The 20,108-nt window shown below is 43.8% G+C and carries 21 protein-coding genes; 8 read left to right on the top strand and 13 right to left on the bottom strand.

Annotated elements, in window-relative coordinates; genetic code table 11:
• Positions 1–343: 343 nt before the first annotated feature.
• On the bottom strand, positions 344–622 hold the full coding sequence (locus tag PMIT1303_RS00485) for a hypothetical protein (RefSeq protein ID WP_063395413.1): 279 nt from the start codon (positions 620–622) through the stop codon (positions 344–346).
• Between the two features lie 1,198 nt (positions 623–1,820).
• Here PMIT1303_RS00485 and PMIT1303_RS00490 point away from each other — a divergent pair.
• Entirely contained in the window at positions 1,821–3,083 is a 1,263-nt protein-coding gene (locus PMIT1303_RS00490) for an MFS transporter (RefSeq protein WP_063397076.1), read from the top strand.
• Between the two features lie 750 nt (positions 3,084–3,833).
• Here PMIT1303_RS00490 and PMIT1303_RS00495 read toward each other — a convergent pair.
• Entirely contained in the window at positions 3,834–4,436 is a 603-nt protein-coding gene (locus PMIT1303_RS00495) for a hypothetical protein (RefSeq protein ID WP_063397077.1), read from the bottom strand.
• Between the two features lie 1,191 nt (positions 4,437–5,627).
• Between PMIT1303_RS00495 and PMIT1303_RS13120 the strand changes: the two genes are divergently transcribed.
• On the top strand, positions 5,628–5,780 hold the full coding sequence (locus PMIT1303_RS13120) for a hypothetical protein (protein WP_156486854.1): 153 nt from the start codon (positions 5,628–5,630) through the stop codon (positions 5,778–5,780).
• Between the two features lie 200 nt (positions 5,781–5,980).
• On the opposite strand, the gene PMIT1303_RS00505 is transcribed toward PMIT1303_RS13120, so the two are convergent.
• Positions 5,981–6,220: a hypothetical protein gene (locus PMIT1303_RS00505; RefSeq protein ID WP_063397079.1), complete on the bottom strand. Its 240-nt coding sequence runs from the start codon at positions 6,218–6,220 to the stop codon at positions 5,981–5,983.
• 957 nt (positions 6,221–7,177) lie between these two features.
• Positions 7,178–7,678 (bottom strand): Sema domain-containing protein, encoded by a 501-nt coding sequence (locus PMIT1303_RS00510; RefSeq protein WP_231901155.1) that lies wholly within the window; start codon positions 7,676–7,678, stop codon positions 7,178–7,180.
• A gap of 343 nt (positions 7,679–8,021) precedes the next feature.
• Between PMIT1303_RS00510 and PMIT1303_RS00515 the strand changes: the two genes are divergently transcribed.
• On the top strand, positions 8,022–8,279 hold the full coding sequence (locus PMIT1303_RS00515; protein ID WP_063397081.1) for a hypothetical protein: 258 nt from the start codon (positions 8,022–8,024) through the stop codon (positions 8,277–8,279).
• Positions 8,280–8,698: 419 nt separating this feature from the next.
• Here the strand turns inward: PMIT1303_RS00515 and PMIT1303_RS00520 are convergent, their stop codons facing one another.
• Together PMIT1303_RS00520 and PMIT1303_RS00525 are read right to left on the bottom strand one after the other, a co-directional pair.
• Complete coding sequence (locus tag PMIT1303_RS00520) at positions 8,699–8,932, bottom strand: hypothetical protein (RefSeq protein WP_063397082.1); 234 nt, start codon at positions 8,930–8,932, stop codon at positions 8,699–8,701.
• A 437-nt stretch (positions 8,933–9,369) separates the two neighbouring features.
• On the bottom strand, positions 9,370–9,777 hold the full coding sequence (locus PMIT1303_RS00525; protein WP_063397083.1) for an OsmC family protein: 408 nt from the start codon (positions 9,775–9,777) through the stop codon (positions 9,370–9,372).
• A gap of 280 nt (positions 9,778–10,057) precedes the next feature.
• On the opposite strand from PMIT1303_RS00525, the gene PMIT1303_RS00530 reads away from it, so the two are divergent.
• The gene (locus tag PMIT1303_RS00530) at positions 10,058–10,396 is read left to right on the top strand and encodes a DUF3288 family protein (protein ID WP_063397084.1); all 339 of its coding nucleotides are present in this window, start codon (positions 10,058–10,060) and stop codon (positions 10,394–10,396) included.
• A gap of 51 nt (positions 10,397–10,447) precedes the next feature.
• Positions 10,448–10,723, top strand: coding sequence for an Ets-domain-containing protein (locus tag PMIT1303_RS12660; protein WP_074159175.1), 276 nt, complete (start codon positions 10,448–10,450; stop codon positions 10,721–10,723).
• 525 nt (positions 10,724–11,248) lie between these two features.
• Here the strand turns inward: PMIT1303_RS12660 and PMIT1303_RS00535 are convergent.
• Entirely contained in the window at positions 11,249–11,542 is a 294-nt protein-coding gene (locus PMIT1303_RS00535; protein WP_041384453.1) for a hypothetical protein, read from the bottom strand.
• A gap of 133 nt (positions 11,543–11,675) precedes the next feature.
• Between PMIT1303_RS00535 and PMIT1303_RS00540 the strand changes: the two genes are divergently transcribed.
• Positions 11,676–11,879 carry a hypothetical protein gene (locus PMIT1303_RS00540; RefSeq protein ID WP_063397085.1) on the top strand — a complete coding sequence of 68 codons (204 nt, stop codon included), beginning with the start codon at positions 11,676–11,678 and terminating at the stop codon, positions 11,877–11,879.
• Positions 11,880–12,213: 334 nt separating this feature from the next.
• Here PMIT1303_RS00540 and PMIT1303_RS13650 read toward each other — a convergent pair whose 3' ends face one another.
• Together PMIT1303_RS13650 and PMIT1303_RS00550 are read right to left on the bottom strand one after the other, a co-directional pair.
• Positions 12,214–12,384 carry a hypothetical protein gene (locus PMIT1303_RS13650; protein ID WP_197459714.1) on the bottom strand — a complete coding sequence of 57 codons (171 nt, stop codon included), beginning with the start codon at positions 12,382–12,384 and terminating at the stop codon, positions 12,214–12,216.
• Between the two features lie 1,193 nt (positions 12,385–13,577).
• Positions 13,578–13,925, bottom strand: a complete 348-nt coding sequence (locus PMIT1303_RS00550; protein WP_063397123.1) for a DUF1499 domain-containing protein — start codon at positions 13,923–13,925, stop codon at positions 13,578–13,580.
• A 233-nt stretch (positions 13,926–14,158) separates the two neighbouring features.
• Here PMIT1303_RS00550 and PMIT1303_RS00555 point away from each other — a divergent pair, with 233 nt between their 5' ends.
• Positions 14,159–14,434 carry an Ets-domain-containing protein gene (locus tag PMIT1303_RS00555; protein ID WP_231901156.1) on the top strand — a complete coding sequence of 92 codons (276 nt, stop codon included), beginning with the start codon at positions 14,159–14,161 and terminating at the stop codon, positions 14,432–14,434.
• A 72-nt stretch (positions 14,435–14,506) separates the two neighbouring features.
• Here the strand turns inward: PMIT1303_RS00555 and PMIT1303_RS00560 are convergent, their stop codons facing one another.
• From PMIT1303_RS00560 to PMIT1303_RS00575, 3 genes are all read right to left on the bottom strand, one after another.
• Positions 14,507–14,977 carry a DUF427 domain-containing protein gene (locus PMIT1303_RS00560; RefSeq protein WP_041384447.1) on the bottom strand — a complete coding sequence of 157 codons (471 nt, stop codon included), beginning with the start codon at positions 14,975–14,977 and terminating at the stop codon, positions 14,507–14,509.
• Between the two features lie 170 nt (positions 14,978–15,147).
• Positions 15,148–15,888: a dienelactone hydrolase family protein gene (locus tag PMIT1303_RS00565; protein WP_063397087.1), complete on the bottom strand. Its 741-nt coding sequence runs from the start codon at positions 15,886–15,888 to the stop codon at positions 15,148–15,150.
• 784 nt (positions 15,889–16,672) lie between these two features.
• Positions 16,673–17,296, bottom strand: a complete 624-nt coding sequence (locus PMIT1303_RS00575) for a MarC family protein (RefSeq protein WP_369818691.1) — start codon at positions 17,294–17,296, stop codon at positions 16,673–16,675.
• Between the two features lie 336 nt (positions 17,297–17,632).
• On the opposite strand from PMIT1303_RS00575, the gene PMIT1303_RS00580 reads away from it, so the two are divergent.
• Positions 17,633–18,847, top strand: a complete 1,215-nt coding sequence (locus PMIT1303_RS00580; RefSeq protein ID WP_063397090.1) for a pyridoxal phosphate-dependent aminotransferase — start codon at positions 17,633–17,635, stop codon at positions 18,845–18,847.
• 667 nt (positions 18,848–19,514) lie between these two features.
• Here PMIT1303_RS00580 and PMIT1303_RS00585 read toward each other — a convergent pair.
• Entirely contained in the window at positions 19,515–19,766 is a 252-nt protein-coding gene (locus PMIT1303_RS00585; RefSeq protein ID WP_063397091.1) for a hypothetical protein, read from the bottom strand.
• Positions 19,767–20,108 lie beyond the last annotated feature (342 nt).

A 20,108-nucleotide genomic window follows, 5' to 3' on the forward strand; every position in this document is an offset into this window, starting at 1 on the left:
AAGCAAATACTTGGAATGGTTTTGTTCTGGCCCTAATTTTATGAATGTATAACTCACAAGCTAAACAGAACACATCTAAAAAACACATCATTTTAAAAAGCCCCCAGTCTTATCTCTCACGAATAGGAGACTCTTTTGGTTTTGTTAATTATGGCTTTGTTGGTTATGGCTTACCCCCCACCTTCCCTCCTTCTTCTTATTGGTGGGGGCGTAGCTTTGTTCCCTTTTGTGGATAGATGGCTTGATAATTTTACAAAAGAAAAACCCTGCACATAAGCGCAGGGTTTGCTTGAACCTATTTGAATTTAAAATTCATTAGGACTTGTCGTGGATTCTCTTGCTATTAGGCACCACTGAAATTTAAAAGCCAGCCTAGGCCTAGACATTTCCATTCTGCCGGGCAACTTGCAACGGATCCAATGCCATTGGGATCAGCATTTACGCCAAAGAACCAAAGGACCATTACAAATAAAGCAGGCCCACCAAGTAAAAGTGCATGAATGGCACCAACTTGTTGATCCTCTACACCACGCCACCAAATAATAGGTGGAGCCAGCCACCGCTGCATCCACTTGGGAGCACCGTCGAGTGGGTCAATTGGATCACCTATTTTTCGTCCCATAATTCCAGGGTTGAGCGAAGACCATATAGTTCTAGCATTTCTTGGGCGAATTAGAATTATCTGATTGCAAAGTTGAAGTTACTCTTCATTGCTTGTGACGCCCCATCTGCAGGCCTAAATTTATCAGATTAATCTTGATAGCAGCTTGGTGAGGCGCTGTTTATAAGCAATGCCATGGCATGTGCTTTTCAAGATGATTTGGATTGTTTTTTGATCGCAGCTCTGTGAGCGCATTTTCTTCGATGGGGACTTTTGACAGAGAATGAGCTAGCCAGGCAGGGTTCATTTTGTGGATTATTTTTTTAGATTGACCGAGAAGGCTTCCTGCCTCACTACTGACAACCAATCGATTATGCGCATCTCACCTAATGCCCTAAGCGTTTAGGGCTTATGGGACCAAACAGATTTCAAAATATGGTAGAAATGCTGCTTAGGGTTGGATTTTATAGTGTATAATTAACCGGCTTTGCATTCTAATTCAAATGATTCCTTCAGCTGCGATCCTTGGAGTCCTTGGCATTCTTGGTTTTGCTTTCTTCTTCTGGTTGGCCGTTAACGATCCAGCAGACGCCTGAACATAAATTGCTTATCGGGTAGAGCCTTTCTCTACCCGATTGCTTTTTTATTCTTCTAAGGTTTCTTGGAACACATCCATTGAAATCGAACTCATCAATTCATTCTGACAAGTTGAGAAAATTTGATTCTCTCGCGATGTAGAAAAAGCTCTTATAGCTTTACTGCATCATGAGCACACAGAACTGTTCTGAAAGTTAGAGACAGAACAATCTCAAGCAGTTTTCGAATCAACACTATCTCAATATATAGCAATACATTCCTTTGAGGAGTTGGTTTGTGAAAATTACTTAATTCCCTTGATTGGATCAATGAAAATGAATATTAATTCCGAAAAAAACTTTTTTGTGATCAATTTCAGGTCTTTACCTTTTTAGAGGTTTGGTTGTCATCAATGATTGAATTATGATTTGAACACAGAGTCAAAAGACGTCAGCGCTTGTGGATATGTTTAAGTAGGATACGATGAGTACATTGAACGATTTTTTGTTGCAACGTATGGGCAGCACCTATGCTGTATTCTGACTCTCAATTGCACCATTTATGATTGAGTCTTAGATCAGATTTACTTGCTTAATAATGACTAGAGATTCACCTTGACTCAGCATTACTTTGGTTCTTTGGCATGATCGTAAAGGCCCAAGAGACATCAAACATACGTGTGATACTCGCTGGTCTCGTTGGCAACGTGATCGAATGGTATGACTTCGCTTTGTATGGATACTTTGCCACCGTTATTGGACAACAGTTCTTTCCCTCTAGTAATCCTTCAGTCTCTCTAATTGCTGCTTTCGGAGCGTTTGCTGTCGGCTTTCTAGTTCGCCCTTTCGGAGGGCTTTTGTTCGGACGTATTGCTGATTTGCTGGGACGAAAACAGGCACTTATCCTTACCTTGCTGGCGATGGCTATCCCAACAGTGCTGATGGCCTGTATGCCCAACTACAGCAGGATTGGAATAGCAGCTCCGATCATAATCGTTTTGTTGCGTATTATCCAAGGATTATCAGTCGGCGGCGAGTACACAACATCAATTGTTTATCTCGTTGAGAATGCCCCTGATAAACGACGAGGCTTCTTTGCTATTTGGGGTCTATGGGGAGCAGTATTGGGAATCCTCTTGGCTTCTGCCATAGCCAGTTTGCTTGCCAATATTCTTGACCCTCAACAGCTAGACATCTGGGGTTGGAGAGTGCCTTTTGCGCTCGGTTCACTTGTCGCATTAATAGGACTTTTAATACGACGTGGTCTTGTCACTGATGTATGTACAGAAGAGGCCATAGACCCAGTACAGCAGGTTTTCGGGAAATACCGTATGCATGTATTACGCTTGTTCTTGCTTAATATTGGTGGCGGTGTTGGCTTCTATGCAGCGTTTGTGTATGTTGTGAGTTACGTCAAGGAAATAGATATGGTGCCCGAACGAATAGCTCTGAATATAAATACAGTTTCTATGGCAATACTTTTAATACTTTATCCATTAACCGCTTTACTTTCAGACCGCATTGGACGTAAGCCCTTGTTGCTCGCTGGTGGTGGCATGTTGATGTTTGGCTCGATTCCACTTTTTCAATTGATACACACCACTGATCCGTTACGAATTTTCTTCGGGCAGCTTGGATTTGTGATTGCACTCGCAACTCTTTCAGGAGGATTAAATGTCGCGAATGTGGAGCTCATGCCTAAGGCGGTTCGCTGTACCGGCCTGGCCTTTGCCTATAACACTTCTATGGGGATTTTTGGTGGTACAACACCATTAATTGCGACCTGGTTAATTCAGGGAAGTGGAAATCCAATTAGCCCTGCTTACTGGTTAGCGGGCAGTGCTTCGATCACTTTATTAACAAGTATCTTTTGGGTTAGAGAGACGAGACTTTCATGCCTCTCTTGAACATAGAAAAATGAAATCAAGCACCTCTATTCCCCAATTAAGGTTATTTACTAGCTCATCATTAACCTGAGGTGGTACCCTCAAATCGTTTGGTTTGTGTTCTATTGCTGACAGCACCCGGAAGGAGGGCTTGCCCTAAGGCAATTTGTTGCGTTTTAAGTGTTAGACACCACAGGTCGGATTCGTTTAATATCCTCTGATAAGGAACCAGCCATTCGTTTCAGCCATGGATTTGTCAACAGTACTTCTATGGGCTTCTTTGCCATTTGCGCTGATAACGCTTTATTTTGGAACTAGGAATGGATATTACGACAGTGATTTGTATGAGGGTGATGGATGCGCCCATGACGTACAGAGATAATACTCTTTCCATTATCAGCTTTTATTAATATTGATATTCCCTTAGTCTTGCTCATTCGGCTTGTATATAACCCATAGAATTTTTTGATTCTCAGAAATAAATGCTGCGATTCAAATCAATTAATGCATAGTTTCCATTTCTATACTCACCTTATAAATGCTTCTCTTGTGGATATGATAATTAAGCTTTTTGGCTAAATTGATTCAAAATGAGACCTTGAATTTAAGTTTATTTTATGACCAATGGCTGATCTGGACTTTCTTTAGTAGGAGTCTAGATTTGGGCGTAGTGTATTCCTTTGCTAAATCAGTTTGTAAATAGCTTATTGTAGTTTTAGCCGTTCTATTGAGGAATACTTGTTCTGTGCAGATAGATAGTTGATTTCATACTTATTCGTGGCCACCATTGCAACTCATCACTTTTGTCGGAAGATCAGTTCTATTCATTCCATCATTGTTGGAAGTAGATTCAATACATTCATTCTGTGACTTAGCCCAACGAGCAATAGGCTCAAGCCTTTCAGCAATCGGCTCAAGCCTAGAGACACCAACGACTAGGGCGATCGTGCTGATTGCCGCCATCACTGTGTAGGCGAGATCTTTGGCAATTTCTTGTTTGTTAACTTTAGGACGCTCTAGCTGTGAGATTTGTTGGGAAGCCTGAATTGCCTTCCAGTCAAACCGCGTTTGCGAGGTAGGGATTAGAGCTGAGTTGATTTTTGCTCGCGAGTTAGATATTGGTTGTGAGCCATGAGTCGATCGAGAGGTAAGGATTGGATATGAAGAGGCAGGAATTGCTTGCATTTGAGGGGTCTGATAATCGTTGCTAGGCGTTGATTTAGAAGCTTCTGATCGTGGCCTCGATCCTGCAATGGTGATCACAAGTGAGACAGCCGCTACAAATAACGAGCGCAGGCTTTTCAGGGCATCGCGGAGCTCCATCGCCAGGCGTCGTCTGTCTTCGAAAAAGTCCGGGGTTGTTTCTTTGGTCATGCCTCCTTTTAGCTTATTTCAACCTTTGTGAGTAGTCGCTTTGAACGTCGATTTGTCTCTTGAGGAGAAAAGCCTGTATTTCTTCAATTGTAAGACATCAGTAGAGGAGTTATTTCATTGCCACTCCGCTTTTTTGTCAAGACAGAAAACCCTTTTGATCTTGCTTCACCGATGCACTTGATAATGTAAGCTTTTGAGCAATGATTCTTGCTTATTGTTGCTGTATAAAGTCCGATGGCATCCTGAACGAATAGACGCATGATTGGAATGATCTGCAAGGTATCCTTGACGTTCCTTTGAGCGCGACCCTCACTATTCCTGCGACCCCATAATGCATCTGGCAGAAATGGTCGTGAACCCCCATCTCGACCACTCGCTCATGGTGGTTCGATTCAATCATCCTTTTGACGAAGAAACGCGCTGCAGTACTTCCCGTTTAGTTCGATACCCGCCGTTTTAGCTCTTTCATCGAACTGGATCTTTTCCGTCCTCGCTGGGGGACCACCAGACTGATTTGAAAAATACAATCGTCCATTCTTCCCAACGTCGTTGGTGATACTGGATTGTTGATTACTCCGTTAATGGATTCTCATATCAATAATGTATCTTAGGATTTAGGGGCCTGATGACCAGAATCTTAAATTCGTCCTGTTCGAATGCTTTGAGCAGGCACGCTGTTAGCGATGATGTCTTCAGCTCCATTGTTTACACAGCTATCGTTGATGTTCCTTGCTGATGGGTTGAGAAATTGATATGGAATTACTGCAAATAAGGATTTTAGTTGATTGCGAATTGAAGTGAACCTAGTCTGTTTGATGGGTGCAGATCTAGTCTGGTTGAGAGTTTTAATCTCCGCGTGCAGTGCTAACCTGATTGTCTCAAAGATGACTTATCTGCTCATGATAGTATTACTTCCTACTTCGTTTAGATCTTGCCAATGATTTAACAACTTCATAGTTATCTTATGTCCGATGGACCAACAATCATATAATCTTCAACGCGACAGGAACTAATTTATATGATGGTGGTATTGTGTTGACAATACTACCATTCCTCTGAAGATTTGGATGGCCAACCTTTTTGGACAACGAATGAAAATGAGCAAACTCCTGACATCTGCCTTGGCTACAACATTTGTTTTCGTTGGGGTGCCGATGTCCGCAGTCGGAAAACATCATCATCATCATCATCATGACCATTATGTATGTGCTATCGGTTACCACTATGTTGGCGATGGTGTTTGTCGTCGCAATGGGGTTTGGTATCAGGGAAGACGGCACGAGCGTGGTTTGGAATACCGACCTGAACCCAGAGGAACTGTTGAGTTGTTTGATGGAGCGCTAAAAGTTAAATTTTAATAGTGAGTTCATATGAAAGGTTAATGTCTTTCATTTTTAGTTCTTGTTCATTCTTGTAATTGTGTAAATCATCATCAATTACTAGCTCATCATGCCTAGCGTTCTTTTGAAGATCCTTAATGAGGTTGAATCTATAATGTTAAGCTTTCTAGTAAAACTTGAACGCTTAAAAGCTTAAGGCTCTTGTTAATAGCGGAAGCGTTTCACTACTTTTGCTGGTTGATGGTTAGAACCCTCTTGATAGAGGATCCATTGGTTCGTTTCTAGGTCATGATCACAGCCAAATTCAAGGCTTTCCTTGTAGGATTCCCATTTTATGAAGTGGCAGGCTTGGTCTGCTTCAAAGGCTGAACGGTAACTAGTGAAAAATAAAAAAAGCATCACCCCAGCGGCGAGAACAATAATGGTAACGAAGCCGGCTTTCATGTTTGCTCTGATCGGTGTCTTAAGTACAAGGATGATATTGGCATAGCTGATGGAGTCTTGGCTGAGGTGAAGTCAGTTCTTGATTTTAATACAATGAACAGTACCTTTGTGAATCAAGGATAAATTTGAAATCCGATACTTGCGGCCAACAGTTTGTTTATTCCTACTTCTCTACTTGATTTTTTTAAACAATACCAATTCCATTGGGCTATTGGTTGTAATTCAACGCAGCTTTATGATGGTAGTAATAGCAATCTGGCTCCTCTAATAAACCCTAGGCGAAGTTTCACTTCTCTAGCGATGTCAGCCTTGTCAGCCCAGTTCGTCCCAACAACGACCTCGATCAGAGTTAAATATTTCGTCTTCGCAGATTTAGCAACCACAACGATACTCCAGTGTTTTTGGGATGATGATTGGATTGTTTCTACAAAGAATTACTGAGCTTCTTTTTTTGATGACAGAAGGCCCTATCAACTGCAGAAATCGTGACTTAGAGGTTTCTGACCCAGTGGATGAAATAGCCTTGCTGTCCAGCTGATCTACTTTCTCTCAAACCTTCAATCCTTCGCATCTGCTTTCGCTAAGTGGCTTGTGTCGGTTATTGATGTAGATCATACCCCTGTATCAAATACCAGCCAATAAATCCAGCTATGTTCAGACCAATGACAAATGCCCAAACACGCCAAGGTTGATCCTTCGAGATTTTCATAATTCGATTTCCTTGATGCACTATCTTATCATTTAGTTTTCTTTATTGTTAGACTAGCTCAGGGTACATAAGCCAGCTTTGCTTTCAACGCTACGCGCACTGTCTCTTGATATTCGATCATAGACTAAACTTTTGTTAGTTATAGCTCCTAGCAGGATTAAGCTATCAAATCTTGCTGATCTTAACCAGTGAGATCCCAATATTCCCAAAGCTTATATCGGTCTATTTGTTTATGCTTTACCGCCTCATCACCTCTTCCTTTGGAATAAGAACAATACCAACAACAGCGTTCCCCAGATTGGTAATAGATAAATAGCGGTGAAAACCCCCATTACGAAAACAGTAGAGGCAACAATTATTGCTGCTCCGATTCCAGCCCAAAGTAACCAGCGACGCAGCCTTTTCGGCCATACTTGGCCGGTGAGTCGATCTAGTTGATCCTGTAGCTCCCTACGTTCTTGAGTCATCTCCAGCAGACGGCTCTGATGCCAGGAGACTGAGTTGCGCGCTGATGATTCAACGATCTTTTTCTGTACACCTCCCAAGAAATCTGAGGAGCCAGAGAGCATTGAGCGCACACTAACCGCTTGAGCTTGAATGAGTGCACGGCTGGTTTCGCCGATTTTTCGCTCGAGTCTCTCTAGTCGAGCTTGCAAAGACTGCACAGGGTCAGCATTGCGTGAGAGGTCAATCCTTTGCAGGGCGACAACTTTGTTAGGTCTGCTAAAAATCCCTTGAATGAGGCGCAAATGGTTAGTTCCGGACCTTTGCATTATGGGTGTGCTCGTCAACACGTTCTATCGCTAGCCACCTATGGCCCTCCACTGGTTGGGAGCTTTGACAATGGATGTGTTGAGTCTGCCTGAGTCGGCTTTGAGCGCAGGCTTTTTTAGGATCCGTGCAGCCCGCTAAAACACCATTGGTAGTGGCTGGGGGGTGTAAACACTCCAGCGCATCCACTCATGACGTTCGTTTTGCTGCTGACTAAAACGGAATTAGAGCCAAGGACAGGGTGATGGAAGCAGAGGTCGGTCCTGAAAGGCTTTTGGGGCCTACTTTGTTCGCCCCGCTAGCAACGGTTGGAGTCAAGCAATGGCAATCCAAAGCTCAGATAGCAAACGAAAACCCAGAAAATCAGTTTGTTATTCAACAAACTATGCCCTTAAAGCTGACTACCGTGAGAGTCGTCGCCTGGATTTGAAAAAACGGCTTGGAGTATTGCTCTACAGACGTGAACGTATGGAGCGTGAATTAGAAGCAATTAAGGCAGCCTTGAGCACATTGGAACAACAGATGAAGAGTAATGTCGCCTATGAGCAGCTTTCTATCTGTGATAAATCCCCTTCTTAAATACCACTGATTTGTTATTATTATCAATTTAGACATCAGAAGAGGTTCTAGAACTTTTCAGCTAAGATTCGTATTTCTTCTGCTTCCCTTTGGAAGGTTTCTGCGTAAGATGGCAGAATAGATTTTTATCTGAGCTGAGCAAACAAGCCTTTCCTTATTGACCTTCCTGTAAAGGTTCATGTTTTTAAGGGAAGGCCTAACGAAGACACCTTTTAGAATGTATCATTCAGTTGAAAGTTGATCTTCTTTCGATACTTTCATATGCCTTCTTTAAGATCAATTCTCTAAAAAATATTCTCTTTTTTGTGCTAATGCAATGATGCCTAGGATAAGTTGTTGCTTGTCAATGTTTTTTTAGATAAATAGCTGAAATCATTTTCTTTGCAGCTTCGTTCCCCAATCTGTCCTTTGATACTTGGTTAGGGCCATTCGTCGAAGTAGTCCTGATCCGCTTGGGGGCCCTGTTGATCGTCTTGAATTTTGCCCTCTGCTCGATCAAGTGAGCTCAAGGATTTCTCAACATAGGTTCTTACGTAAGCAGCTCGCTTCTGTTGGTAATGCATGTGACGAAGGGTACGAGTTAACTCATGCCGTCGAACGCGTCGCCACTGATGCATGAATCGAGCGAGAAATGTTGGACGGCGACGGCTCATCGATCTAGTCGCTCCCTAAAGCACATTGTATTCAGTTTTCTTGGTGCAGTGAAGAATGCTGCAAGATCATTCGCTGATAGTTGCAGATGGGTAATCAAAGGGCAGGCATTGCTTGTCATAGATGATGCATCCTCTGGTGCACTCGCGACCATAAGGCTGTTGAGCTGAGTGAGCTTGCGCCCCTCTCCTTTGACGAGGTTGTGATCTGTTTGCTGGTGATGTACGCAGTACTGCTCAAATTCACGGTCATCAGGAGGTGAAGCGGCTCAACCTGCAGGCTTCACAACATCAGTAAGGTTTGAAGCCTGCAGGTATGCGTTGAAGAAGGTCACTTGGGGCCTTTCACGGAAGATAGGTATGGGAGTGAAGTGAAGTCGTATCAGTGGACTCCCTGCTTATAACTGCTTTAGACAGGCTTGTCGTAAGAGGGAAGTTAATCAGCTCCAGCTGAACTCCATAGCGATCCCTTCTTCGAGGCTCCGTTTAACTGGGCAGGTATCAACCACCCTTTGAAGCAGCTTGACCTGTTCATCGCTCAGCTCAGGCGGCATGGTAATTAGAAGTTTTAGGGCTTTGATACTGTGCGGGCCTTCACTGGTCATGATCTTCTCGACCTCAACTGCTGCACCCTTGATTCTCCAGCCCTTGCGTCGGGCAGTGATGCCCATCACGGTGAGCACGCAGGTGCCAAGAGCTGTTGCGACTAGGTCTGTAGGTGAGAAGGCCTCGCCCTTACCTTCGTGATCGATGGGGGTATCGGTGGTAAGACGATCCCCAGAGGGGGTATGTAGGGCTTCACAGCGCAGATTGCCCTTGTAGCAACAGGAGATTGTGGGCATCGTCATTCAGCGCTGTACTGACTTGCTATGCAGAGATTCTGCTATCGGATGTCTTTGAGAACCACATCGAATAAAAAATCAAAGGCCCCAGTAGCCTGCAAACCCCAGTAGCCTGCAAAGATTAATTAAACTCTTGGTCACATCGAGGTTGATCTGATCTGATCATCTTGGATTCAACCTCAAGTAAGCCCAATCGCTATGGCGCTAACTGCTTAAGGCCTACTAACTAGAGATTGATCAATATAAATCAGGCTTTTGTATAGGCCCATTCAAATATCCTGTTGGTATGGAAAAGAAAAAACAAGAGGAGACTTCACCACCAGATCAAAATCACCCCCTCTATGCGAGTGATCGTGATCGAGTTGATGCTCTTTTAGGGCATAAGGGTCATCCCAACGAAGACCAGCTCACCACGGCAGCAATGCTTCTCAACCGTTACGACGGTTTCCCAGGTGCGATGGACTTGCAGGAAGATCTGACAAAGGTGGTTAAGAGTTGGGGTTTTGATCGTGAAGCCCTGAATGCCAAGACCAGAGCGATCTGGTCCAGTGGTTGGCGACCAGGCACTGCCACTTCTGGCGATGACGTTGGCTCAGGAGCCGACGTCGTTGATAAGGAGACCTGATTGGTACTACCACTCAAGGTTGATACTGCTATTGATGTTCCCCTTGCATCGATGAGCGCCCCCTACCAGGAAGGCAGGAGACTGACCCCACGCGCAATGGTTAGATCACATGCTTTTCCCGTCTTGGCTGCTTTAAGTACTATCAGCATCATCGTGATCGCCTGGTCACTTATCCCAATTTCTAGACAGGCAGCCCGTTGGAACGGATGTTTTGAGGAATCCTTACGCTGGCAACGTAGGGACTTCCCAAAGGAGTCCATACCGATTTCGAAGTTGTGGGCGACTCGCTACTGCAATGGTGGCTCTCTACCAATGCCAAGGAAGTAAACGAAGCCTCACCGTTTTTGCGTAAGTTGCAAGAATTGATTGGGCCTGATAAGCCGTTTGAGCATCCTGTTTATAAGGGAGTTCGGTAAGTAGTTCCAAGAGAAAACCGATGCCTTGACATATATAAGATTTTAATTCTTCAGAAAGGATGCGACCGCCTATTGAATTAATCCAATGCACAACTTCTTTCGCATATTCAGAAAAGCCTACAAATTTAGCAAAGGTTCTCTGTTGATAAGTAAGTACAAATTAGCCAAGAAGAGGACTTTTAGGGCTCTGCTTGGATAAAAGTTGAAAGAGTTACTTCGAGTGTCTATGCTATCGGCTTAAGATCATTTTTTGTGTATTTAGCATAACAAAAAACATCTATGAGTCAGTTGTGGTTTTGATTTTATTTGATCAGCCTCTCTATGAGCTTCATCCATTATTGCATGAAGCTCATAGAGTATGATTTTGTTGAGCTAAACTTTTAAGTGTTTACTTGATTGCGATTGTTGTGATTTTAGTTGAGTTTAATCTCACCCTCTAGCCAGCAGCAATCATTGAAGATAAAAATTCCGGGATTGGTAGCTTAGCCATGAGTGAAGAAAGAAGATCCATATTGAACTTGTGGACTGCTGGAATGGTGCGATCCAGAATAAAAATTGCTAGGTATGGAATGTTCATCGCGATTTGCCAACGCCATTTGAAGGTCAGGATCCCCCAGGCCTTTTTGGCGTAAGCCTTTTGAGGATCAGTAAGGCGCTCCCATCTCTGATTGCCAAAAGCGGTGATCCGTTCCTTGAGAGAGGCTTGAGACAGTGAACCTGTTGACTGCATTTTATGTCTTGAGATGGAGGCCTTTATAGCACATAGGGGTTTTTACCCATGCCTGATGGGTCTTGGCTGCCGATTCATGGCGATGTTGTTCAGGCAGATACACAGCTAGAATGAGTGTCTGATTTAATCAAGCTTGCTTGTGCCTGATCTTTCAAATGGCTTAGATCCTTTCTCTCCTTGGGGAATCGCACTTTTAACTTTTGGGGTGGTTTTTACCTTTTGTATTCCCTTCTTTTTGATTAAAAGTGATGATTTTAACCCAGACAAAGGTAGCAAAGCCTATCAGGATGAGATGAGAGCAAAAAAAATAGCTAATCTCTATCCAAAAAAACCTTAGCCAGAGAAATACCCTAATAGCTATCAATCCAATTCTACTTTGCACCAGCATTGATAGTGTTGACTTACGTATGCTTTGCCAAAAGAGTCTGGTCAATAGTTATGGATTTTTTTATTGTTTAGTGCTTCTGTTAGCTAGAATTGCTGATTGATTGATAGGTCAAATTGCTTTAAATTTTTCTATGAAGTTATTTTTTTGGTGCAAAGAATTTTAATCTGACAAATGCGTAGATATCAATTAGCTGGCATTTTTTGGTCTTACAGTTAGGGATAGGTGTTGCGGCTAGAGAGTTTTCAGATGATAGAAATTAGCGCAATATTGATGGCATTGCTATCTATAGGGATTTGATCTCTTCACGCGCCTTGCATAGATCAAGGAACTTATTCCAAGCTTTTGGCCACCTCCAGCGAACGATTAGAGCCAAATAGAAGAGGTAGGCCACCCCCTCCACGGGATGCTTGATAATCGATAAGAGAGATAGTGCCTGTTCGACTGGTGACGCCATGAATGACTCTGTCCGTTACCCATAATTAGACGGTAATCGTAGGAATGGCTCAAAACTGTTTCTAACTGTCGTAGCTTCACATGACTCCATTGGCGAGCTCTTGGCTTTTGCTGAACTTGAACTGAAGAAAACATCTAGCCGATTTTTCTGCTCTTTTTATTTGTGGCAGAGATGAGATGCGCCTTCTCCTGGCCATTTATAAGCTCCCCTTGGATAGTACAAATATTGCTTCGAGCATGAAGTTCTCCTTTTTTGGGGCCGCTAAACGCCGACTGGAAACCTCTTGGCTTAAGTACCCTAGGCGACTTTCATCACAGGCCTGGGGAGATCGCTCTGGCCAGGCCTATGGCTGTTTAAGTATTCTTATGGATCATTGTCTGAGCAGTTACTTGCTTAGTGAGCCAAAAGGAACCATCAACCCCTTTCCATTATAGGAAAGGCTTTCTCTGTAGAGGGTTCTATCTTTTTACGATTAGCCAATATTGTGGAAGGATTTATATCTCTTTATTGCTAAATGGTTTTTGCTGTGAAATTTGATTAGAAAAGGCTATTGGGATGAAGAGCCTATGGACAGCTCAATTCTTTGTCGATATTGCGGAAAGGCGATTTCTTCTGACTACCAATGGGAAAAGGAGGCATTGTTGATCAATAAAAGTTGCATGGAATGCCTTGATAAAATTGAAAATGGTGAATTAATTATTCAACGACGCATCTCAACGACTAATAAGCAATGTGGTGAATGAGGGCCCATGCTGTTCTTTCTTCCAACAAGGCAAGCAAGGAAATAGTTTCCCTGTAAGCAGATTGATTGATTCTCTCGACAGCTTGCAGAATGTTTAACTCTAGCCTAGGTAATTGTATGGCATTGTCTATTTTCTTGGCGCCATTGAAATAAACTATATCGTACCTCAATATTCAACTTTGTCTTGGGCTAAGATTGTAGAATATAAGACGAATATAGAAGTCTTTCCCTATTGGCCTTTTGACAGTTGATCTGGTTATTTGTATGAATTTTGTACCATTACTCTAATGATTTATTCTTTTATGCCTAGCATCTTTAATAGCTTTTAGACCATTTAAGTGAACTTTATCCTTGGCTATCCCTGTTTTATCATTGTAGAAAAAGGCCTTGTAATTTAGAGGCTAATGCATTTTTTCTGTTGCTGTTATTTTTTTAGGCCTGAGCGCTATATTTATGAGTTTTTTAACGTTTCCAGCAGTTGATTGTACAGACTGTCAACTCTTTTTTTATTCACGCCTAGATCTGAGACACCAACTCTTGAAGCTGATCGAACTTGGATAACCTTTTCGTTTGGTATTTGAAGAATCTCCAGGTCATCTGGGAATCGAAAAACTAAGCTTCTAACGACAGCATGCCAATAATTGTTGGTTTGCTCGAGGACTTTGGTTCTTGGTAGTTGAGACGCAATGACTAAAAGATTCTCATAGGACTGCTTCACTTCGTTGACTTCCCATTCAACAAGCACACAGTTTGTGTCAACTGTGCATTCGGATAAACCTCCTTCCATAGTGAATGCCATGGCGGGATTAATGTGAATGGTGATGAGCGTTATGAAAAGGCAAGGAAGCAGAAAGTATGCTAGACGTTTCATTGAGAAGAAATCATTGAACAGAAACCCACAGGTTGTAGGCTTTTGTCAAGCCGTATTTTAAGTGTACAACTTTGTCTGATGTCTCAATTGGAGCAATGAGTGAAAGTTGGCATCCACCGATGACCGTTCAAAAACCTCTCTTAGATAACGTCTCTGCATCGATGCAAGACCCCGACCGTAAAGAACAGAACCTCAATCTGATTGAAGGGGTTGGATCTCACTCTTATGTGGTTTTGGCTACTTTATGTACTGTTAGCTTGATCGTGATTGCCTGGTCTCTTGTTCCAATCTCCAGGCAGGCAGCCCGCTGGAACGTATGTTTTCAGGAGTCCTTTCGTTGGGACCGCAGGACTTTCCCAACGGATCCAAATTTAGTTTCAAAGTTGTGGGCGACTCGCTACTGCAATGGTGGATCACTATCAATGCCTAGGGAGTAGTCGCTGCTGACTTTGATGCAGAGTCACCATGATTGCACTCAGCCTCGATTTCTTTTGAGGTGCTCTCATCGATCAAATTAACTGAGGATGTGCAGGATCACCTTTGAATGGACCGACCACTTGGGATGTGATCCATCCTCCATAGAACTGTCCGGGTTGGGGGATCACTGTCTCTCCATTGACGCTGCAATGATCCATGCGTCCGGGGTATAGCGCATACCAGCCCGTAAGGGCCCTAAATGTTGGGGTGGGATCTGGATACGACCAGATTGCGCCCTCGAGACGTTTGTCTGCAATCACCAGATCCCAGTAGTTGGCGATTCCCTTCCATTCGCAGAAACTGCTGCGTCGGCTGCGTATCAGCAGATCCTTCCGCATTGCCTTTGGAGGAAGATAGTAGGTGGGCGGATGGAATGTCTCCAGCACACGCAGGCAGTCATGTGTTTCACAGATACGCGTACCAAGGGCCTCCACAATCACATGGTCTGAGCAGGCCACAAGAGCTGGCGGACGTGGGTACTCAGCAACAATTTCAAGGCTCATTAGCTCTCCGTTGAGAAAGTGACTTTGTTTCAGGGGGTGGGTGATGACATTTGAGCCCGGTCGCCCATGCCAGAGATGTTGTGTACTGGCCTTTGACACAAGGGTTAAGGCCCAGGCCTTTTAAGCAGAATTGGTTAGTCGCAAGGATGACGCCAGAAGCTGCCAAATGATTAGCGTTCGAAACTCTCTAGCAGTAGGCGCCAACCTAGGGCGGAAGCTTCAGCGGCGAAGCTTTCTCTTTCTTCGCACATAAAACCATGATCGGCGCCAATGATCTCTACGTAGCGCAGTCGCTCTTCATCAGGATCCTGCATGCGTAATGCCGCTTGGATTGCTTGCCGATCTGAAGTTGGGATCAACGGATCTGCTGTACCGCACAGACATGTCAGTCGGCCTGAGACCTGCGGTAATAATTCGAGGCTTGGTGCACCACCTCCCGGGCGGGTTTTGCTTACATCGGCACCATAAAAATTGAAGGTTTCGCTCACCTCGGTCATGGTTGCAGTGATCAGTGCAGCGTGTCCGCCGAAACAGAAGCCAATCACAGTGATTTGTGGTTGATCAAGCTGTTTGTTGAGCCAGCAAATAGCTGTGTAGGTATCGGTAAGGATTTGTTCCATTGAGGTTGAGTCCTTGTTTCGTCGCCCTTCGATCAGGTTGTCTTCGCTATAGCCAAGCTCTAGCTCCGGTGCGGTGCGAGAAAATAGTGGCATCGCCAGGGCTGGGATGCCTCTGGTGGCGAGGCGATTGGCCACACTGCGAACCCAGTTATTGACTCCGAAGATTTCTGGTAACACCAGGGCAACACGATTCGGCCCTTCACCGATTTCATCACGACCTTGACTCGGTTTTGACCACCAGCAGCGCAGGGGGACTGAGCCTTCTTTGATCACAATCCATTCGCTTTTCATTTGAGCAGCTGTCTCATGAGTCGTCGGTGCGAAGCCTTCTGCCAGATTTCTGCAGTATGGGGCCTTCAGCTGGCTGATCTAGGAGTTGCTTTGCCTAGATCACTGGGTAGATGTGCCAGGCTTTCTAGGAGTGGATGGTTTGCCTTGATAAGGGCTTTTGTGATCTTGTTTGGATCTCAAACAGCCTCTTCTATGACCAATTGTGCCGATGGACTCAATGGCTTGTGGAGCTCGTAGCTCTTAACACTGCCCTTGCTTGGGACGATTCGTCAACGAAGACCGGTCTCCTTGCTGGTGATGGCGAACTTTGGGCTAGTCACTACTCAGCAATCTGGTGAGATTCCAGTTCATCAAAGCTTTGCTCCATATTTGCTTTGAGGCTATTTAATGGCTTGATGGATCCTTTAGACCCTTTAAGCCAGACTGGAAGACACCTTCCATTAGCAATTCTGCTGGTTACAACAGCGTTTGGAGCGTTTTTTGGAGGCGCACTCATCACTGCATTGATCCGCGCGAGATCTGAGCTTGGCTGGTTTAAGAGGGAAGAGGAATGAACACTTTTGCTGCCACTTATGTTGTTTTTGTTCAGGCCATCGGAGTACTGGTGATCTTTGGTGTTGCTGCTTAAGCTTCAAAAGCCAATCGATCAGCCAGATATCCGAGTTGAGGTGACAAGACGATGAGCTTTAACAACCTTGTTGTTTTGGTTGACTCGATGGAGGTGTTTACTGGTTCAAGCGCCGAGCTTATGAATTTCTCATTGCCTTGATGATCATACATCGGCTCATTGTGAAATGTTTGGGAACGAGATTTCTAGGCCATCAAGTAACATCTGAACAGCAATAGATGTAAGCACTATTCCCATTACTTTCGTTAGCACTTGCAGGGCTGATACACTAATCTTGGACGAAAGCATCTCGGCGGCATCAAAAATAAGATAGATTATCAAAGATAGTAGTAAGACTATTAAGCTCAATGAAATTTTGCCATCGATGGAAGAATTCACCGGGTCGGCAATTGCAATCGTCAGTGTGCCAGGGTCTGCAAGAAGGGGAATGCCGATAGGCACGATTCCTTTCCCTGAAGAACTCTTGTCCCGATCAATCGAGGCTGGGTCATGGTGCTCCTCTGGTGGTTTGGATCGGAGCATGGAAAGGCCGATCAAGATAACAATTAACCCACCAGATATTTGAAAGGCTCTTTGGCTTATTCCGAAAATTGCCAGCAAATCATTCCCGAGCCATGTAGCCAAGAGAAGTGCGATCAAGAAGGTGAATGCACTGTTGCGTGCGATTGCTTTGTCGGTTTTTTGATCTCCATCTTTGAATGAAAGATAGATCGGCAGATTTCCAATAGGGTTAGCAACAGTAAAGATTCCAATGGCAGTGTTTAGAAGAGAGATAAAGATCGGAACTAATTGATTTTGTTGCTAACATTTACAGGTCTGATTGAACCGCAGATGTTAATTCTATGCCATGTATTTTTGATCTGTAAGTGCCTCTATTGGCAGCAGATCGCGATCAGCAATGGGTTTGATTTCAGCAGGCTTCTTAGGTAGGCTACTTATACTGGGCTGAGATTGCCTCGTGTAAGACGGATTATTTCAGGAATGATAAATGCTTTGATAACTTCATGTTGAGAAGGTGGCTCTTCTCTTTTAGTCGGTCAATATCTTATGGATTTGGTCATTTGAGATTTCCATTCCATACTGGTAAATAATGGACGAACCTTTAACTCTATCGACGTGAACTCTTTGTCCTCAAGCAAACACCCTCAACCTGGCACGCAGATCGATGCTGTGTTGGACCCTGTGATTCCAGAACTTAACGAGTTGGTGGCGAAGACGCCAGGGACCCTTTCGCTGGCCCAGGGTATGGTGAATTGGGCTCCACCCGTTGCCGTAAAACTGGCAATGAACAATGCTTTGTTGAATCAAGAATCAAGCCTTAATCGTTATGGCCCGGCTCGAGGTGATCCTGAACTGCTTGAGCTAATTAAGCAAAAGTTGATGATCCAGAACGGTTTGGATTTGGCCGCAAGCATGGTCATGGTTACTGCTGGTAGCAACATGGCATTTCATGCCATTGCTCAGGTTCTCTGTGACCCTGGCGATGAGGTCATTCTGCCGCTGCCTTATTACTTTAATCATTTTATGGCTATTCAGTTGGCCGGTGGAGTACCTGTGCCTGTGAATGCTGGTTTAATACCTAACCCTGAGCTCATAGAGGCTGCGATTACAAAATGCACCCGTGCCATTGTCACGATAAGCCCTAATAATCCAAGCGGAATCGTTTTCCCTCAAACCTTACTTGCCGCCATCAATGGGATCTGTGCCCAGCATGGTTTGCTGCACATCAGCGATGAAGCTTATGAGGATTTTGTGTTTGGTGATGTACCTCATTGGAGCCCTGGATCTCTTCCTGGTGCAGGGAACCATACTGTTTCGCTCTATTCGTTCTCCAAGGCCTATGGCATGGCCGGATGGCGTCTTGGTTATATGTCAGCTCCTATTGGCTGGAGTAAGGCTTTGGCCAAGGTTCAAGACACAGTCTTGATCTGTCCACCTCGTTTTTGCCAACGAGCAGCGATTTCGGCCTTGTTGGATGGTTCTGATTGGGTGCGGCAGAATGTCTCTCAATTGATAAGTCGATATCAGTTGCTCTTGAAGCGTTTTGCCGCTAGCAACGATAGACCCTGGCGCTTTTTACATGAACCCAATGGAGCTTTTTATTGCTTACTTGAAGTGGATTGTGCTTGCAATGGAGACACCCTGATGCGTCAGCTGGTAAGAGATTATCGAGTTGCCACGATTGGAGGTTGTAGTTTTGGTTTTAAGAACGAGAGTTGTGTACTGCGCATCAGCGTGGGGATGCTTGAAGGCGCTGAATTGATAGATGCCTTTGATCGCTTGGAGGCAGGCTTGCTTAATGCTGTTCAACAAGGAGACCGTACCACCTGAATAATAATAAAGTTAATTCCAATTTATTTTTTTATTTTATTGAAAATAGCAATCAGCACTTGTTGATTAATGACTTCGTGGTGAATTTTTATCAGCTCTGCAGCAGCGAGTTTTGCTGCTGCAACCTTGCTTAAATCATGCAATAAGCCAATGAAATTAAGATCATTAATTGCTGCATTTATTTTTATGAGCTTCTATCTATTGCTGTGAGCACTTGCAGCATTGTGTAGATGTGATTTAATCATTTTCTTGCACGTTAAGCAGTCCAATCCTTTCAGTAAGCTTTGATTTTATCCACTGATGACTAGAGATGATGCTTCTTATGGCTTTTTACCATAATTGATTGGAAGGTAAATAGTGATCAGAATTCTTGCTCATAACTCTATGGGTATGATTGTAGGGGCTGATCGCCTTTGTCTTGCATGTTTTTCGCAGTGTTGACTATTTTTTGTCATCACTCTTTGAGTACTAATGAAGTGATAAAGCCTTCGTCTGTTGGTGAGGATATCAATCATGCTGTGAGGATGCATGGATCTAATCTCAGAGGCTTTTGTTTTGATTCTTAAGTGTTTAACTTCACCCATTCTCTTCTCATATGCAAATAAATGCAGACCTTTTGGCAATCCTAACTGTCTCTATTATGGCAGGCTAACTTCGTTGATTGAAATTATTTCTTCTCGTCAGTATCCAAGCCTAATGCTGAGACAATAAGGTTATTTTCTAATACCTTTGGATATAGAAATACAGCAATGATCACCGATATGACTGCTGTGACAACGAAGGTTGTGACTTGGCCTATTGAGCCTGGCAAGTAGATTTCAGAGTTTAGAAATGGCAAATCAATTAGAGAACCTATGGTTCCCCAAATCAATACCCATGCAGACACATATCCAATGCCGAACCAGTCTTTCTTTGACATGTGACCTCTGAAAACACGAAACAATTTTTGAATACTAGCTGATAGACACGCATAGGCTTAATAAAGTGGCATCTCTGATGTGCAGCTTGTCTGACCAGTGACTACACCTAGGCTCTGCTGCCTATGATTTCCCCAAGTCTTGTAGTGACTGTTTTGCTTGCTGCAGCGTCTCTTCATCTTCTTTCTCTTGGCGGTGGAGCGCAGATTGATCCGCGTTAGGTGCTACCCCTCAGTGGTTTGCTTCTGTTGAATGAGGTCTTGGCATAACTGAGCAAATGATTGGTTTATCTCACACAACAGACAAACTTAGCTCCATATAAGAGTTTGTTCTCGTTAGTATCT

Source organism: Prochlorococcus sp. MIT 1303 (assembly GCF_001631965.1).
In the GTDB taxonomy this organism is placed as follows: domain Bacteria; phylum Cyanobacteriota; class Cyanobacteriia; order PCC-6307; family Cyanobiaceae; genus Prochlorococcus; species Prochlorococcus marinus_D.

Excerpts from the sequence above, each read along its gene's own strand:
- PMIT1303_RS00505 (WP_063397079.1), bottom strand. The coding sequence starts at position 6,220 with ATGAAAGCCGGCTTCGTTACCATTATTGTTCTCGCCGCTGGGGTGATG.
- PMIT1303_RS13650 (WP_197459714.1), bottom strand. The coding sequence starts at position 12,384 with ATGGCGTCACCAGTCGAACAGGCACTATCTCTCTTATCGATTATCAAG.
- PMIT1303_RS00485 (WP_063395413.1), bottom strand. The coding sequence starts at position 622 with ATGGGACGAAAAATAGGTGATCCAATTGACCCACTCGACGGTGCTCCC.
- PMIT1303_RS00525 (WP_063397083.1), bottom strand. The coding sequence starts at position 9,777 with ATGACGATGCCCACAATCTCCTGTTGCTACAAGGGCAATCTGCGCTGT.
- PMIT1303_RS00585 (WP_063397091.1), bottom strand. The coding sequence starts at position 19,766 with ATGTCAAAGAAAGACTGGTTCGGCATTGGATATGTGTCTGCATGGGTA.
- PMIT1303_RS00490 (WP_063397076.1), top strand. The coding sequence starts at position 1,821 with ATGATCGTAAAGGCCCAAGAGACATCAAACATACGTGTGATACTCGCT.
- PMIT1303_RS00520 (WP_063397082.1), bottom strand. The coding sequence starts at position 8,932 with ATGAGCCGTCGCCGTCCAACATTTCTCGCTCGATTCATGCATCAGTGG.
- PMIT1303_RS00495 (WP_063397077.1), bottom strand. The coding sequence starts at position 4,436 with ATGACCAAAGAAACAACCCCGGACTTTTTCGAAGACAGACGACGCCTG.
- PMIT1303_RS00530 (WP_063397084.1), top strand. The coding sequence starts at position 10,058 with ATGGAAAAGAAAAAACAAGAGGAGACTTCACCACCAGATCAAAATCAC.
- PMIT1303_RS00515 (WP_063397081.1), top strand. The coding sequence starts at position 8,022 with ATGGCAATCCAAAGCTCAGATAGCAAACGAAAACCCAGAAAATCAGTT.
- PMIT1303_RS00560 (WP_041384447.1), bottom strand. The coding sequence starts at position 14,977 with ATGAGCCTTGAAATTGTTGCTGAGTACCCACGTCCGCCAGCTCTTGTG.
- PMIT1303_RS13120 (WP_156486854.1), top strand. The coding sequence starts at position 5,628 with ATGACCATTATGTATGTGCTATCGGTTACCACTATGTTGGCGATGGTG.
- PMIT1303_RS00555 (WP_231901156.1), top strand. The coding sequence starts at position 14,159 with ATGCAAGACCCCGACCGTAAAGAACAGAACCTCAATCTGATTGAAGGG.
- PMIT1303_RS00565 (WP_063397087.1), bottom strand. The coding sequence starts at position 15,888 with ATGAAAAGCGAATGGATTGTGATCAAAGAAGGCTCAGTCCCCCTGCGC.
- PMIT1303_RS12660 (WP_074159175.1), top strand. The coding sequence starts at position 10,448 with ATGAGCGCCCCCTACCAGGAAGGCAGGAGACTGACCCCACGCGCAATG.
- PMIT1303_RS00550 (WP_063397123.1), bottom strand. The coding sequence starts at position 13,925 with ATGGCATTCACTATGGAAGGAGGTTTATCCGAATGCACAGTTGACACA.
- PMIT1303_RS00535 (WP_041384453.1), bottom strand. The coding sequence starts at position 11,542 with ATGCAGTCAACAGGTTCACTGTCTCAAGCCTCTCTCAAGGAACGGATC.